This window comes from Chelatococcus daeguensis, assembly GCF_001887265.1.
Lineage (GTDB): Bacteria > Pseudomonadota > Alphaproteobacteria > Rhizobiales > Beijerinckiaceae > Chelatococcus_A > Chelatococcus_A sambhunathii.
Genome location: NZ_CP018095.1, coordinates 2949921 through 2963646 on the forward strand (window position 1 = coordinate 2949921; position 13726 = coordinate 2963646).

General features: G+C 67.6%; 14 protein-coding genes. 8 read left to right on the forward strand and 6 right to left on the reverse strand.

What is annotated here, in order from left to right:
- Window positions 1-35: 35 nt before the first annotated feature.
- Window positions 36-1979: a propionyl-CoA synthetase gene (locus BOQ54_RS14015; RefSeq protein ID WP_071924118.1), complete on the reverse strand. Its 1944-nt coding sequence runs from the start codon at window positions 1977-1979 to the stop codon at window positions 36-38.
- Window positions 1980-2161: 182 nt separating this feature from the next.
- On the opposite strand from BOQ54_RS14015, the gene BOQ54_RS14020 reads away from it, so the two are divergent.
- The 3 genes from BOQ54_RS14020 (at window position 2162) to BOQ54_RS14030 (ending at window position 5677) form a co-directional block, all read left to right on the forward strand.
- Window positions 2162-2917: a sulfite exporter TauE/SafE family protein gene (locus BOQ54_RS14020; RefSeq protein WP_055457674.1), complete on the forward strand. Its 756-nt coding sequence runs from the start codon at window positions 2162-2164 to the stop codon at window positions 2915-2917.
- Between the two features lie 43 nt (window positions 2918-2960).
- Window positions 2961-3956, forward strand: a complete 996-nt coding sequence (locus BOQ54_RS14025) for a glycerophosphodiester phosphodiesterase (RefSeq protein ID WP_071924119.1) — start codon at window positions 2961-2963, stop codon at window positions 3954-3956.
- A gap of 92 nt (window positions 3957-4048) precedes the next feature.
- Entirely contained in the window at window positions 4049-5677 is a 1629-nt protein-coding gene (locus BOQ54_RS14030; RefSeq protein ID WP_071924120.1) for an acyl-CoA synthetase, read from the forward strand.
- Window positions 5678-5752: 75 nt separating this feature from the next.
- Here the strand turns inward: BOQ54_RS14030 and BOQ54_RS14035 are convergent, their stop codons facing one another.
- Window positions 5753-5941 (reverse strand): YdcH family protein, encoded by a 189-nt coding sequence (locus BOQ54_RS14035; protein WP_019403314.1) that lies wholly within the window; start codon window positions 5939-5941, stop codon window positions 5753-5755.
- 206 nt (window positions 5942-6147) lie between these two features.
- On the opposite strand from BOQ54_RS14035, the gene BOQ54_RS14040 reads away from it, so the two are divergent.
- From BOQ54_RS14040 to BOQ54_RS14060, 5 genes are all read left to right on the forward strand, one after another.
- Complete coding sequence (locus BOQ54_RS14040) at window positions 6148-6372, forward strand: YdcH family protein (RefSeq protein WP_198300549.1); 225 nt, start codon at window positions 6148-6150, stop codon at window positions 6370-6372.
- 160 nt (window positions 6373-6532) lie between these two features.
- On the forward strand, window positions 6533-7024 hold the full coding sequence (gene purE, locus BOQ54_RS14045) for a 5-(carboxyamino)imidazole ribonucleotide mutase (RefSeq protein WP_055457677.1): 492 nt from the start codon (window positions 6533-6535) through the stop codon (window positions 7022-7024).
- Window positions 7017-8102, forward strand: a complete 1086-nt coding sequence (locus tag BOQ54_RS14050; protein ID WP_071924121.1) for a 5-(carboxyamino)imidazole ribonucleotide synthase — start codon at window positions 7017-7019, stop codon at window positions 8100-8102. The genes purE and BOQ54_RS14050 overlap by 8 nt, the downstream gene beginning before the upstream one ends.
- 141 nt (window positions 8103-8243) lie before the next feature.
- Window positions 8244-8474: a 30S ribosomal protein S21 gene (gene rpsU / locus BOQ54_RS14055; protein WP_019403310.1), complete on the forward strand. Its 231-nt coding sequence runs from the start codon at window positions 8244-8246 to the stop codon at window positions 8472-8474.
- Between the two features lie 250 nt (window positions 8475-8724).
- Window positions 8725-9615: a tetratricopeptide repeat protein gene (locus BOQ54_RS14060; protein WP_245280442.1), complete on the forward strand. Its 891-nt coding sequence runs from the start codon at window positions 8725-8727 to the stop codon at window positions 9613-9615.
- An 8-nt stretch (window positions 9616-9623) separates the two neighbouring features.
- On the opposite strand, the gene BOQ54_RS14065 is transcribed toward BOQ54_RS14060, so the two are convergent.
- From BOQ54_RS14065 to BOQ54_RS14080, 4 genes are all read right to left on the reverse strand, one after another.
- A complete protein-coding gene (locus BOQ54_RS14065) occupies window positions 9624-10496 on the reverse strand; it encodes an alpha/beta hydrolase (protein WP_071924122.1) in 873 nt (290 codons plus the stop codon).
- Window positions 10497-10610: 114 nt separating this feature from the next.
- Window positions 10611-12011, reverse strand: a complete 1401-nt coding sequence (locus BOQ54_RS14070; protein WP_055457680.1) for an NAD(P)(+) transhydrogenase (Re/Si-specific) subunit beta — start codon at window positions 12009-12011, stop codon at window positions 10611-10613.
- A 4-nt stretch (window positions 12012-12015) separates the two neighbouring features.
- A complete protein-coding gene (locus tag BOQ54_RS14075) occupies window positions 12016-12465 on the reverse strand; it encodes an NAD(P) transhydrogenase subunit alpha (protein ID WP_055457681.1) in 450 nt (149 codons plus the stop codon).
- Between the two features lie 52 nt (window positions 12466-12517).
- Window positions 12518-13654: a Re/Si-specific NAD(P)(+) transhydrogenase subunit alpha gene (locus BOQ54_RS14080; RefSeq protein WP_055457682.1), complete on the reverse strand. Its 1137-nt coding sequence runs from the start codon at window positions 13652-13654 to the stop codon at window positions 12518-12520.
- Between the last annotated feature and the right edge of the window lie 72 nt (window positions 13655-13726).

Here is a 13726-nt window from a genome sequence, read left to right on the forward strand (position 1 = left end):
GATTGGACCCCGCGGCACCATCCGCGGGGTTTTTCTTATGGGGCAGCCGATCCGCCCGGACGGCGGGCGAGCACGGCGGCGATCTCGTCGAGCGCCGCCGGATCGTCGATCGTCGCGGGCACGGACCATGCGTCGCCGTCGGCGATCTTCTTCATGGTGCCGCGCAGGATCTTGCCCGAGCGCGTCTTGGGCAGGCGGGCGACGACGAGGGCGAGCTTGAAGGCGGCGACGGGGCCGATCTCCGCGCGCACGCGGGCGACGATCTCGGCCTCGATCTCTGCGGGCGCGCGATCGACACCGCTCTTCAGCACGACGAAGCCGACGGGCACCTCCCCCTTCACAGGGTCGCTCGCGCCGACGACGGCGCATTCGGCAACGTCGGGATGGGCGGCGATCACCTCTTCCATGCCACCGGTGGACAGGCGATGGCCGGCGACATTGATGATGTCGTCCGTCCGCCCCATGACGAAGAGATAGCCGTCCTCGTCGATGTAGCCTGCATCCGAGGTCTTGTAGAAGCCGGGGAACGCCTCGAGATAGCTCTCGCGGAAGCGCTCGTCGGCCTGCCACAGGGTAGGCAGGCAGCCGGGCGGCAGCGGCAGCTTCACCGCGATCTCGCCCATGGCGCCTCTCGGCTGGTCCTTGCCCGCCTCGTCGAGGATGTGCACGTCGTAGCCGGGCATCGGCACCGTCGGCGAGCCGTGCTTGACCGGCAGCGCGCCGAGGCCGAGCGGATTGCCCGCGATAGCCCAGCCGGTCTCCGTCTGCCACCAGTGGTCGATGACCGGCACGTTCAGCACCCGTTCCGCCCATTGCACGGTGTCGGGGTCGGCGCGCTCGCCGGCGAGGAAGAGGGCGCGGAAGGCCGTCATGTCGACATTGTCGATCAGCGCACCCTGCGGATCCTCCTTGCGGATGGCGCGGAAGGCGGTCGGTGCGGTGAACAGCGTGGTGACGCCGTGCTCGGCGATGACGCGCCAGTAGGCGCCGGCGTCGGGCGTGCCGACGGGCTTGCCCTCGTAAAGGATGGTGGTGCAGCCCGTGAGCAGCGGTCCGTAGACGATGTAGCTGTGGCCGACCACCCAGCCGATGTCGGAGGCCGCCCAGAACACTTCGCCCGGCGCCACGCCGTAGAGGTTCTGCATGGACCATACGAGCGCCACCATGTGCCCGCCGTTGTCGCGCACCACGCCCTTGGGCTTTCCGGTCGTGCCCGAGGTATAGAGGATGTAGAGCGGGTCGGTGGCCTCCACCGGCGTGCAGTCCACGTCCTTGCCGGCCGCGCGGGCCTTGCTCACCGTCTCCGTCCAGTCGAGGTCGCGGCCCTTGACGAGGCTCGCCTCTTCCTGGGCGCGCTGCAGGATGAGGCAGGCCTCGGGCTTCGCCGGGGAGAGCTCGATCGCCTCGTCGAGCAGCGGCTTGTAGGGCACGACCCGGGTCGGCTCGACCCCGCAGGAGGCGGACAGGATGACCTTCGGCTCGGCATCGGCGATGCGCTGTGCCAGTTCCCGTGCGGCGAAGCCGCCGAAGACGACGGAATGGATGGCGCCGATGCGGGCGCAGGCGAGCATGCCGACCACCGCCTCCGGCACCATGGGCATGTAGATGACGACGCGGTCGCCCTTGCCGACCCCTAGGTCGCGCAGCACGGCCGCGAGCACGCGCACCTCCGACAGAAGGCCGTTGTAGGAGATGATGCGCTTCGCCCCCGTGACCGGGCTGTCGTAGATGATGGCCGGCTGGGAGCCGCGCCCGGCGTCGACATGCCGGTCGACCGCGTTGAAGCAGGTGTTGCAGGTCGCCCCCGGGAACCAGCGCCCGTAGACGCCGAGGGAGGCGTCGAAGACCTGCACCGGCGGGCGCATCCAGTCGATGGCCTTGGCCGCCTGCCCCCAGAAAGCGAGCGGATCCCTGCGCCAGGCCTCGTAGACCTCCCCGTATCGGCTGCGTGCTGCGGATGCCTTGGGCACGGCGATCATGCTGGCTGTCCTCCCCCTTGGCCGGAGCGTGCCCCGGCGGACAGATGGTGCGACCGGTGGCGGCGCCTTGCAACATGCCCGACAGCATGTCCGGCCCTGTGAGCATAGCAGCCCGGCGGCCGGCCGCCTTGAGACTTTCGGCGGGTCTGACTACCAAGAGATGCCTGCCGAGCCCAGCCCGAATGATCAACGATCCCCTTTTCTATTTCGCCGCCATCCCGGCGGTTGTCATCATCGGCCTTGCCAAGGGTGGCTTCGTCGGGCTCGCGATCCTGGGCATTCCGCTGATGGCGCTGTTCGTGCCGCCGGTGCAGGCCGCGGCGATCATGTTGCCCATCCTTATCGTGCAGGACGCGGTCGGTATCTATGCCTTCCGTCGGCATGTGAACAAACGCCTGCTCGCCATCACCCTCACGGGCGCGCTGGCCGGCATCGTCCTTGCGACCTTCACGGCCGCTGCCGTCTCGGAGGCGGCGGTGCGGCTCGCCGTCGGCCTCATTGCCCTCGTCTTCGCCCTCAACTGGTGGCTCAATCTCGCCAAGCAGGCGGCGGGCGAGCGGCCGGGCGGCATCGCCTGGGGACTGTTGTGGGGCAGCGTATCCGGCTTCACCAGCTTCATCAGCCATGCCGGCGGGCCGCCGTTCCAGGTCTACGTGCTGCCTCTGAGGCTCTCACGCGACGTTCTCGTGGGCACCACCACGTGGTTCTTCGCCACCGTCAATCTGATGAAGGTGGCGCCTTATGTCTGGCTCGGCCAGTTCACGCACGAGAACCTCACAACCTCGCTCGTGCTCATGCCCGTCGCCGTCGGTTCGACCATGGCGGGCGTTTGGCTGGTGCGGCGCGTCGACCCGACCGCCTTCTATCGCCTCATCTACGCCCTGCTCGTGCTCGTCGGCCTCAAACTGACATATGATGGGCTTATTGCACTCATCTGATTCTTCCCGTCCCGCCCGGGATGAGAGCACGACAGGAAAAGCCATGCCGCCGTTCGCACCTTCCATTATCCTTCGCACCGGCGTGGCCTGCCTTGCCATCCTCCTGGCAGGCGCTAGCGCGGCCGCCTTCGACCTGCAGGGCCACCGCGGCGCGCGCGGGCTCTCGCCCGAAAATACTCTTCCCGCCTTCGAGAAAGCCCTGCGCACCGGGGTCGCGACCCTCGAGCTCGACATCGGCATGACGAGCGACGGCGTGCTCGTCGTCTCGCACGACCCGAGGCTCAATCCCGACATCACGCGCGGGCCCGACGGCACCTTCCTGACCGGGCCGGGCAAGGCGCTGACCGCCATGACGCTCGAGGAACTGCGGAGCTTCGACGTCGGCCGCACCAGGCCGGACAGCCGCACCGCCAAGTCCTTCCCGGAGCAGACGCCGGTCGACGGCACGCGCATACCGACGCTCGAGGATGTCTTCGCCCTCGCCGAACGCCTCGGCGCGAAGGACGTGCGCTTCAACATCGAGACCAAGTCGAGCCCGGCGCCGGATGCCGGCACGCCCGAGCCGCGCGCCTTCGCCACGGCGCTGGCGAAGGCCATCGACAAGGCCGGGCTCGGGGAGCGCGTCACGGTCCAGTCCTTTGACTGGCGCACCCTCATGGCCCTCAAGGAGGTCTCGCCCGACCTTCCGCGCGTGTGCCTGACGAGCGAGGGCAATTTCGATACGCTCCAGCGCGGCAAGGACGGGGGCTCGCCCTGGCTCGGTGGCCTCGATGTTGACGATTTCGATTCAGTGCCGGCGCTCGTCGCGGAAGCCGGCTGCACCACCTGGTCGCCCAATTTCCGCAACCTCACGCAGCCGCTCGTCGAGGAAGCCCAGGAGATGGAGCTGGCGGTGGTGCCCTGGACGGTGAACGAGACCGACGACATGGCGCGCCTGATCGACTGGGGCGTCGACGGGCTCATCACCGACTATCCCGACCGGGCCCGCACCGTCATGGTCGCCAAGGGCCTGCCCCTGCCCGCGCCGGTCGCACCCTAGGCCGACGAGGCGCCTCTCCCTTTGGCTGATTGATCGCCCGCAACCTCGCCGGCTAGGCTGCCACATCGCAAGTTCCGAAGCGGACTGGAAAGATGACGGCCTCAGCCTACGACCTCCACCTCGACCGCAACCCGGCCAATTTCCAGCCGCTGACGCCGCTGACCTTCCTCGAACGGGCCGCAAGCGTCTTTCCCGAGCGTACGGCCATCATCCACGGCAGTTTGCGCCGCAACTATCGCGACTTCTATGCTCGCGCCCGGCGCCTTGCCTCGGCGCTCGCAGCTCATGGCATCGGCCGCGGTGACACCGTCTCGGTGATGCTGTCGAACACGCCGGCGATGCTCGAATGCCACTACGGCGTGCCCATGACCGGAGCGGTGCTCAACACGCTCAACACCCGGCTCGACGCGGCCATCATCGCCTTCACGCTCGACCATGCCGAGACCAGGGTGCTCATCACCGACCGCGAGTTCTCGAAAACCATCCGCGAGGCACTCGCCCTCGCCAAGGCGAAGCCGCTCGTCATCGACTACGACGACCCCGAATACTACGGCCCCGGCGAGGTCCTCGGCAAGACGGATTATGAGACCTTCCTCGCCGGCGGCGACCCCGACCATGCATGGCAGATGCCGGACGACGAGTGGGACGCGATCTCGCTCAACTACACCTCGGGCACGACCGGCGACCCCAAGGGCGTCGTCTATCACCACCGCGGTGCCTACCTGCTTGCCATGGGCAATGTCGTCACCTGCGGCATGGGAAAGCATCCCGTCTATCTGTGGACGCTGCCGATGTTCCACTGCAACGGCTGGTGCTTTCCCTGGTCCATCTCGGTGGTCGCCGGCACGCATGTGTGCCTGCGCCAGGTGCGCGCCGGCGCCATGTATGCAGCGCTCGCCGAACATGGCGTCACGCATCTTTGCGGCGCGCCCATCGTCATGGCGACGCTGCTCAATGCGCCTGCCACGGACAAGCGCGATTTCACGCAGAAGGTCGCCTTCTTCACCGCGGCCGCGCCGCCGCCCGAGGCGGTGCTGGCCGCCATGAAGGACGCCGGCTTCGACGTGACCCATCTCTACGGCCTCACCGAGACCTACGGTCCCGCTGTCGTCAACGACTGGAACAGCGCCTGGGACGACCTGCCGACGGGTGACTATGCGGCGAAGAAGGCGCGCCAGGGCGTGCGCTACCTCGTGCTCGAAGGCCTCGACGTGCGCGACCCCGAGACGCTCGCATCCGTGCCGGCCGACGGCGAGACGCTAGGTGAGGTCATGTTCCGCGGCAACGTTGTGATGAAGGGCTATCTGAAGAACAAGGCTGCCACCGACAAGGCCTTCGCCGGCGGCTGGTTCCACTCCGGCGACCTCGGCGTCAAGCACCCTGACGGCTACATCCAGCTCAAGGATCGCTCGAAGGACATCATCATCTCCGGCGGCGAGAACATCTCCTCCATCGAGGTCGAGGATGCGCTCTACAAGCATCCGGCGGTGCAGGCCGCCGCGGTCGTCGCCAAGCCGGACGAGAAATGGGGCGAGACGCCGTGCGCCTTCGTCGAGCTCAGGCCCGGGGCGGAGGCGACGGCGGAGGAACTGATCGCCTTCTGCCGCAGCCGACTCGCGGCCTTCAAATGCCCGCGCCACGTGGTCTTCACCGAACTGCCCAAGACCTCGACGGGCAAGATCCAGAAATTCCGCCTGCGCGAGATGGCCCGCGAGGCGTGACGCGTCGGCTCGCCCATATGAAAACGGCCACCCTGAGGGGTGGCCGTCGTGCCGGTCGTGCGGCCGGCAGATCCGTCAATGTATCGATTGCGATATCGTCGTATGACGCAAGCGCTCCATCTCGTCCTTCAACTGCAGCTTCTTGCGCTTGAGTTCCGCGATCTTGAGCTCGTCAGCCGAGGGGCTGGCCTGCACCGTTTGGATCTCGCGCTCAAGCGCTTCGTGCCGCTTTGCGAGTTCGGCCAGATGGGCGTTCAAAGACATCGCTTTCCTCCTTCGGATCACTCCGACGACAGAACTGTGACACAGCATTGTGGCGGAGTCGAAGCAGATTCCGCCATCGGCGGTGCACCGGCGGCGAGCCGTGGGCAAGCCACCCTTTTTGCAGGGGCTCGGCTTGCCGAGCGTGCGGCCACGCCGCATACTTCCGACTTCCGTCATTCTCCGGATCGATGCCCCCGGGCAGCGCCATGATGACCATCGATATCGACGACGAAGACGAGCGCCAGCAACTGATGGGCGAACTCAATCGCCTGCGCGAGGAACACCGCGACCTCGATGCGGCGATCGCGGCGATCGAATCCGTCGGCCCCGCCGACCAATTACAGATCCAGCGGCTGAAGAAGCGCAAACTCATCCTCAAGGATCGCATCACCTTTCTCGAGGACAGGCTGACGCCGGACATCATTGCCTAGCGGCAGTCGGGCGGACACCCCCCTCGCAGCAACCGGACGCAATTTCGTGTCCCGAACGCCCGCAGCGTCGGCGCGTCGCGCGAGCGGAGCCGATTGCTGATTGCCGACTGGCCGCCTGTTACTGTATGCCCCGCGCGGAAGACTTTTCGCAGGATCATCAATGACGACGCAAACGCCGGTCGCCATCGTCATGGGCAGCCAGTCGGACTGGCAGACCATGCGCCACGCGGCGGAGACACTGGCCGCGCTCGACATCGCCCACGACGCGCGCATCGTTTCTGCCCATCGCACGCCGGAGCGGCTGTTCGCCTTTGCGAGGGGGGCGCGGGACGAGGGCTTCAAGGTGATCATCGCCGGAGCTGGCGGCGCGGCCCACCTGCCGGGCATGGTCGCCTCGCTCACCCCGCTGCCGGTCTTCGGCGTGCCCGTGCAGTCGAAGGCCCTGTCGGGCCAGGACAGCCTCCTGTCGATCGTGCAGATGCCGGCCGGCATTCCCGTCGGCACGCTCGCCATCGGGCGGGCCGGAGCCGTCAACGCCGCTCTTCTCGCCGCCGCGGTGCTCGCCCTCTCCGACACGGGGCTCGCGGCGCGCCTCGACGACTGGCGCGCCGCCCAGAGCGCGGCCGTGGCCGAGCGGCCGCAAGATGACTGACGCGATGCTCGCCCCAGGCTCCACCATCGGCATCCTCGGCGGCGGCCAGCTCGGCCGCATGCTGGCGCTCGCCGCCGCACGCTATGGCCTTAAGGCCCATGTCTATGCGCCGGAGCCTGACAGCCCGGCGTTCGAGGTGGCGGCCCGCCATACGGTTGCTTCCTACACCGACGAGGGAGCGCTCGTCGGCTTTGCGGCGAGCGTCGACGTCGTCACCTACGAATTTGAGAATGTGCCCGCCGACACGGCCCATATCCTCGAATCGCACGTGCCGCTGCGCCCCGGCGCACGGGCGCTCGCCGTGGCCCAGGACCGGCTCGAGGAAAAGACCTTCGTCAGCAACCTCGGCATCGCCACTGCGCCCTTCCGCGCCGTCTCCAACGAGACGGACCTGCGCGCCGCCCTCGCCGCTGTCGGCCGGCCGGCGGTGCTCAAGACGCGCCGCTTCGGCTATGACGGCAAGGGCCAGGTCATCATCCGGACGGGCGACGACCCGGCGACGGCGCTCGGCGCCATTGGCCACGTGCCGGCGATTCTCGAAGGCTTCGTGCCTTTCTCCCGCGAGGTGTCCGTGGTTGCCACCCGCGGCCACGATGGCTCCGTCGCCGCCTATGATCTGTGCGAGAACGAGCACCGCGACCACATCCTGCACATCACGCGGGTGCCGGGCACCCTGCCCGCGAACCTGTGCGACGAGGCACGCGCCATCGCCGGGCGCATCGCGACGGCACTCGATTACGTCGGCACGCTGTGCGTCGAGATGTTCGTCGTCGAGACGGACGGCGAGCCGCCGCGCCTTCTCGCAAACGAGATCGCACCCCGCGTGCACAATTCCGGCCACTGGACGATCGAGGGCGCGAAGACCTCGCAATTCGAACAGCACATCCGTGCCATCTGCGGCTGGCCGCTCGGCTCGGTCGCGCTCGTCGGATCGGTGGAGATGACCAACCTCATCGGTGAGGACATGGCGGCCTGGCCGGAACTCCTCGCGGAGGAAGGCGCGCATCTGCACCTCTACGGCAAGGCGACAGCCCGGCCCGGTCGCAAGATGGGCCATGTCACCCGCGTCAAAACCTGAGGCTGGGGCCGGTTTCAGGCGCCGGACCTGTGGACAGGCGCCATCCGATCTGTTATCCACCCTGCCACGGTTGTGGCGCGCCGTTCGCGCCATTATGGCGTTTCGCCACCCATCACGAATTCAAAAGCGGGAAGACGACGCGTGCAGGTTCTCGTTCGCGACAACAACGTTGATCAGGCGCTCCGTGCGCTGAAAAAGAAGATGCAGCGCGAAGGCATCTTCCGGGAAATGAAGCTCCGCGGCCATTACGAGAAGCCGTCGGAGAAGCGTGCCCGCGAGAAGGCCGAGGCCGTCCGCCGCGCCCGCAAGCTGATGCGCAAGCGCCTGCAGCGCGAAGGCCTGCTGCCGAGCAAGCCGAAGCCGACCCGCTGAGGGGCCGCCGCAGCAGGAATTGCCTCCCGCTCCGGCATCGCGGCATTGGCTTATCATCACGGGGTCCGGGCCCCGGCAGCGCAAGCGCCCTCCTCGCGGATGGGCGCTTTGTTTGCATGTGCCGGCCCCGCCTCTCGGGGGAGTGCCTGCGAGGCCACGGCCGCGCCAGGGTCTTCACGCTCCTGCCTCACTTGTGTCCGAGAACCGGCACGCAACAAACGATTCAAGTTGTTCGGGGTGGAGGATTGACGTGATCGAACGGAGGAAGTCGGCCTCTGGTGCCATCCTGTCGGCGACAACGCTCGGCCGCAGCCTGCTGCCGCTTGCCGTGGCGCTTGCATTGGCCGGTTGCGAGACGGTGAGCGGCGTCGGTGGCTCGCGCGGTGTGGCCGAGCTCGTCCAGGAGAATCCGGACGCGAGCAAGACCAATATCGCCTCTCTGTCGGATGTGATCCGCGCCAACCCGAACGATCCCCAGGCCTACAACGCTCGCGGGGCAGCCTATGCGCGCTCCGGCCGCTACAGCGACGCAATGAGCGACTTCAACCAGGCCATCAAGCTCGATCCAAACTTTGCCGCCGCCTACACCAACCGGGCGCTGTCGCTGCGCCAGACCGGCCGGGACGACCAGGCGCTGGCCGATTTCAACCGTGCCATCCAGGCCGATCCCAACTACGGGCCCGCCTATCTCGGCCGGGCCAATCTGCTGCGCGTCAAGGGCGACTTCAACCAGGCGCTGGCCGATCTCTCCCGGGTCATCCAGCTCAACCCCGAATCGGCGGAGGCCTATCATGCTCGTGGCCTCGTGCACCAGCGCCAGGGGCAGAACGAGCTTGCCATCGCCGACTTCCGCTCGGCCATCGACCGCAATCCCTTCGCCGGCGCGCCCTATGCCGCGCGCGGCCAGAGTCTCGTCGCCGTCGGCAAGTATCAGGAGGCGATCGAGGACTTCAACGCCGCCCTCAACGCAGACAACCGCAATGCGGTGGCCTGGGCTTGGCGCGGCGTCGCCTTCGAGCGCCAGGGCGACCGTACGCAGGCGACTGAGTCCTATCAGCGGGCTCTCGCCATCGACAGCGGCAACCAGGTGGCGCGCGAAGGCATGTCCCGCGTCGGCGGCGGCCTCGCCCTCTTCCGCTGATCCGCCCTTTACTGCCGGCCGGCCGCCTGCGGCGCCGAAACGGTCAGAACATCCGCGCCGATAACCCTCCCTGTGAGGGCATCGGCGATAAAGCGCCGGATGTGCGGTACCGCGCCATGGTCGAAGAGATCGACGTGGCCGCCGTCCACGAAGCGCACGAAACGGCGTGCCGTTATGGCAAGGCCGAATAGCGCTTCGCCATGGGCGAAGGGGATGACGCCGTCGCGCATGCCGTGCAGGACGAGCATCGGCACGCCGATACGGTCCACGATTTCCTCGCTGCGGAACTGGTCGCTCATGAGCAGCGACACCGGCACGAAGGGATAGATGCCGGCGGCCACCTTGGCCGTCGACAGGTAGGGCGCCTCGAGGATGACGCCAACCAGCCGCTGCTCGGCCGCAAGGCGTACGGCAACGCCCGTGCCGAGCGATTCGCCATAGGCGAAGAGCCGCTCGGTGCCAAATCGATGGGCGGCATAGGCATAGGCCGCTGCGCCATCGCGGTGCAGGCCCGCCTCGCTCGGGCTGCCGGTCGATCCGCCATAGCCCCTGTAGCTGACAGCAACGAGGCCGGTACCGTCCGCGACCAGCTGCCTGAAGCGGCTGACACGGAAGGCGAGCGCGAGATTGCCCGCATTGCCGTGGAAGAAGACGAGCACCGCCCTGCCCGGCGCCGGCGGCACCACCCAGGCGTTCAGCCTTTCGCCATCGCTCGTCTCGATCTGCACCTGCTCGAGCCCGGGGATGGCTGCGACGCTGCCGTCGATCGGTGCGGCGTCGGCTGGAAACAGCAGGTCGCGCTGGAATACGACAAGCCCCGCCACGATCAGCCCGTAGACGATAGCGAACAGCGCTGCGGCATTGAGCGCGATCTTGATCATGTCGGCGCCATATCATGAGCGGGGCGGCTGCCGCCAGCCACGGCCTCGTGAGAGGCAGCCAGGAAAAAGGCCGCCTCGCGGCGGCCCTTCCGATGCCTGTTGGCCAAGCGCCGCTCAGTCCAGCGCCTTGACGATCTCCTCCACCATCTTCTTGGCGTCGGCGAAGAGCATCATGGTGTTATCCTTGAAGAACAGCTCGTTCTCGACGCCGGCATAGCCCGAACCCATGCCGCGCTTGACGAAGAGCACGGTCTTGGCCTTCTCCACGTCGAGGATCGGCATGCCGAAGATCGGCGAGGCCGGGTCGGTCTTGGCCGCCGGGTTCGTCACGTCATTGGCGCCGATGACGAAGGCCACGTCCGCCTGCGCGAACTCGGAGTTGATGTCCTCGAGCTCGAACACCTCGTCATAAGGCACATTGGCCTCTGCGAGCAGCACGTTCATGTGGCCCGGCATGCGGCCCGCCACAGGGTGAATGGCGTATTTGACCTCGACGCCCTCGTGCTTGAGCTTGTCGGCCATCTCGCGCAGCGCGTGCTGCGCCTGTGCCACCGCCATGCCGTAGCCCGGCACGATGATGACCTTGCTCGCATTCTTCATGAGGAAGGCGGCATCGTCGGCCGAGCCCTGCTTGATGGGCCGCGCCTCGGCCTCACCGCCGGCCGCCATCGCGCTTTCGCCGCCGAAGCCGCCGAGGATGACCGAGATGAACGAGCGGTTCATCCCCTTGCACATGATGTAGGAGAGGATCGCACCCGAGGACCCGACCAGTGCACCCGTGATGATGAGCGCGAGATTGCCCAGGGTGAAGCCGATGCCGGCCGCCGCCCAGCCCGAGTAGGAGTTGAGCATCGACACGACGACGGGCATGTCGGCGCCGCCGATCGGGATGATGAGCAGGACGCCGAGGGCGAAGCTGACGAGCGTGATCAGCCAGAAGACCAGCCGGCTCTCCGTCAGCACGAAGAGGATGATCAGAACCACGAGCGCCGCCGCGAGCGCAATGTTGATGGCGTGCCGGCTCGGCAGCATGATCGGCTTGCCGCTCATGCGCCCGTCGAGCTTGAGGAAGGCGATAACGGAGCCGGTGAAGGTGATGGCGCCGATAGCGACACCGAGCGCCATCTCGACAAGACTGCCGCCGTGGATGGCGCCAACCTGGCCGATGTCGAAGGCCTGCGGCGCATAGAGCGCGGCAGCCGCCACCAGCACCGCCGCCATGCCGACCAGTGAGTGGAAGGCCGCGACGAGCTGCGGCATCGCCGTCATCGGCACGCGCTTGGCGATGACGGCGCCGGCGCCACCGCCGATGGCGATGCCAACGACGACGAGCAGCCACGCGAACCCGCCCGCCGGCGGATGGCCCACCAGCGTCGTCACGATGGCAAGGCCCATGCCGATCATGCCGTAGAGGTTGCCCTGCCGCGACGTCACCGGATGCGAGAGGCCGCGCAGCGCGAGAATGAAGAGGACGCCCGCTGCGAGATAGAGAAGGGTCGAGAGATTGGCCGACATTCGCTCAGCCCTTCTTCTTGTACATGGACAGCATGCGCTGCGTGACGAGGAAGCCGCCGAAGATGTTGACGGAAGCGAAGACGAGGGCGATGAAGCCGAAGATCCGCGCCCACACCGGGCCGTCGCCGAGGGCCGGCGCCGTCTCGACGCCGACGGCAAGCAGCGCGCCGACGACGATGACGGAGGAGATGGCGTTGGTCACCGACATCAGCGGCGTGTGCAGCGCCGGCGTCACCGACCAGACCACGTAGTAGCCGACGAAGACCGCGAGCACGAAGATGGCGAGGCGGAACACCGTCGGGTCGACGGCGCCGCCCGTCGCGGCATGCGCGGCAGCCCCCAGCGCCGCGGCCGCCTGATCGGCATAGCTCTGTGCGGCTTCGGCCGCTTGTCTGGCGACGTCGGCCGCCGCACGGGCCTGTTCGAGCGCCTGTTCCGGCGTCAGGTTGGCCATGGCTCGCTTCCCCCTGCTGATCCTCGCCCCGGACGGGGCCTGTCGGACTGACTTAACCCTGCGGCTGGAAGGCCGGATGGACGACGGCGCCGTCGCGCGTCAGGCAGGTGGCCTTGACGAGTTCGTCGTCCCAGTTCACGGCAACGGCCTTCGTCTCCTTGCTGACCAGCGTCTCGACGAAGGCGTAGAGGTTCTTGGCATAGAGGCTGGAGGCGGTGGCTGCCAGCCGTCCAGGCACGTTGAGATGGCCCACGATCTTGACGCCGTTGTGCACCGCGACCTCGCCGGGCTTGGCCAGTTCGCAGTTGCCGCCGCGCTCCACCGCGAGATCGACGACGACCGATCCCGGCTTCATCGATTCGACCATCGCCCTACTCACCAGCTTCGGCGCCGGCCGACCCGGAATGAGGGCGGTGGTGATGACGACGTCCTGCTTGGCGATATGCGCGGCAACGAGTTCCGCCTGCTTCTGCTTGTAGGCGTCCGACATCTCCTTGGCGTAGCCGCCGGCTGTCTCCGCCTGCTTGAACTCCTCGTCCTCGACGGCAATGAACTTGGCGCCGAGCGATTCCACTTGTTCCTTCGCCGCCGGGCGCACGTCGGTCGCGGTCACGACGGCGCCGAGGCGCCGGGCGGTGGCGATGGCCTGCAGGCCAGCGACGCCCGCGCCCATGACGAAGACGCGCGCGGCCGGGACCGTGCCCGCCGCCGTCATCATCATCGGGAAGGCACGGCCGTATTCCGCCGCGGCGTCGACCACGGCGCGATAGCCGGCGAGATTGGCCTGTGATGAAAGGACGTCCATCACCTGAGCTCGGGTGATGCGGGGCATCAGCTCCATGGCGAAGGCGGCTACGCCGGCCTCGGCGAGGCCCTTCACTGCAGCCTCGTTGCCATAGGGATCCATGATGGCAATGACGAGCGCACCCTTGTTGACGCCCTTCAGCGCCTGCGGCTCCGGCCGCCTGACGGCGAGTACGATGTCGGCACCCTTCACGGCTTCCGCCGCCGTCTTGGCGATGGTCGCCCCGGCGGCTTCGTAATCTGCGTCCGTGACGCCGGAGGCCAGTCCCGCTCCGGTCTCGACGGCGACGACCGCCCCGAGCGCCGTGAACTTCTTGACCGTCTCCGGCGACGCGGCCACGCGGCTTTCGAGATGAGCCGTCTCCTTCGCAATCGCGATGCGCATTGTTTCCCCCCGGGAACAAGGCCATCCCGCCAGGGCAGGGGCCGATCGTGATGAAAACCGCGGGGCCCGGCC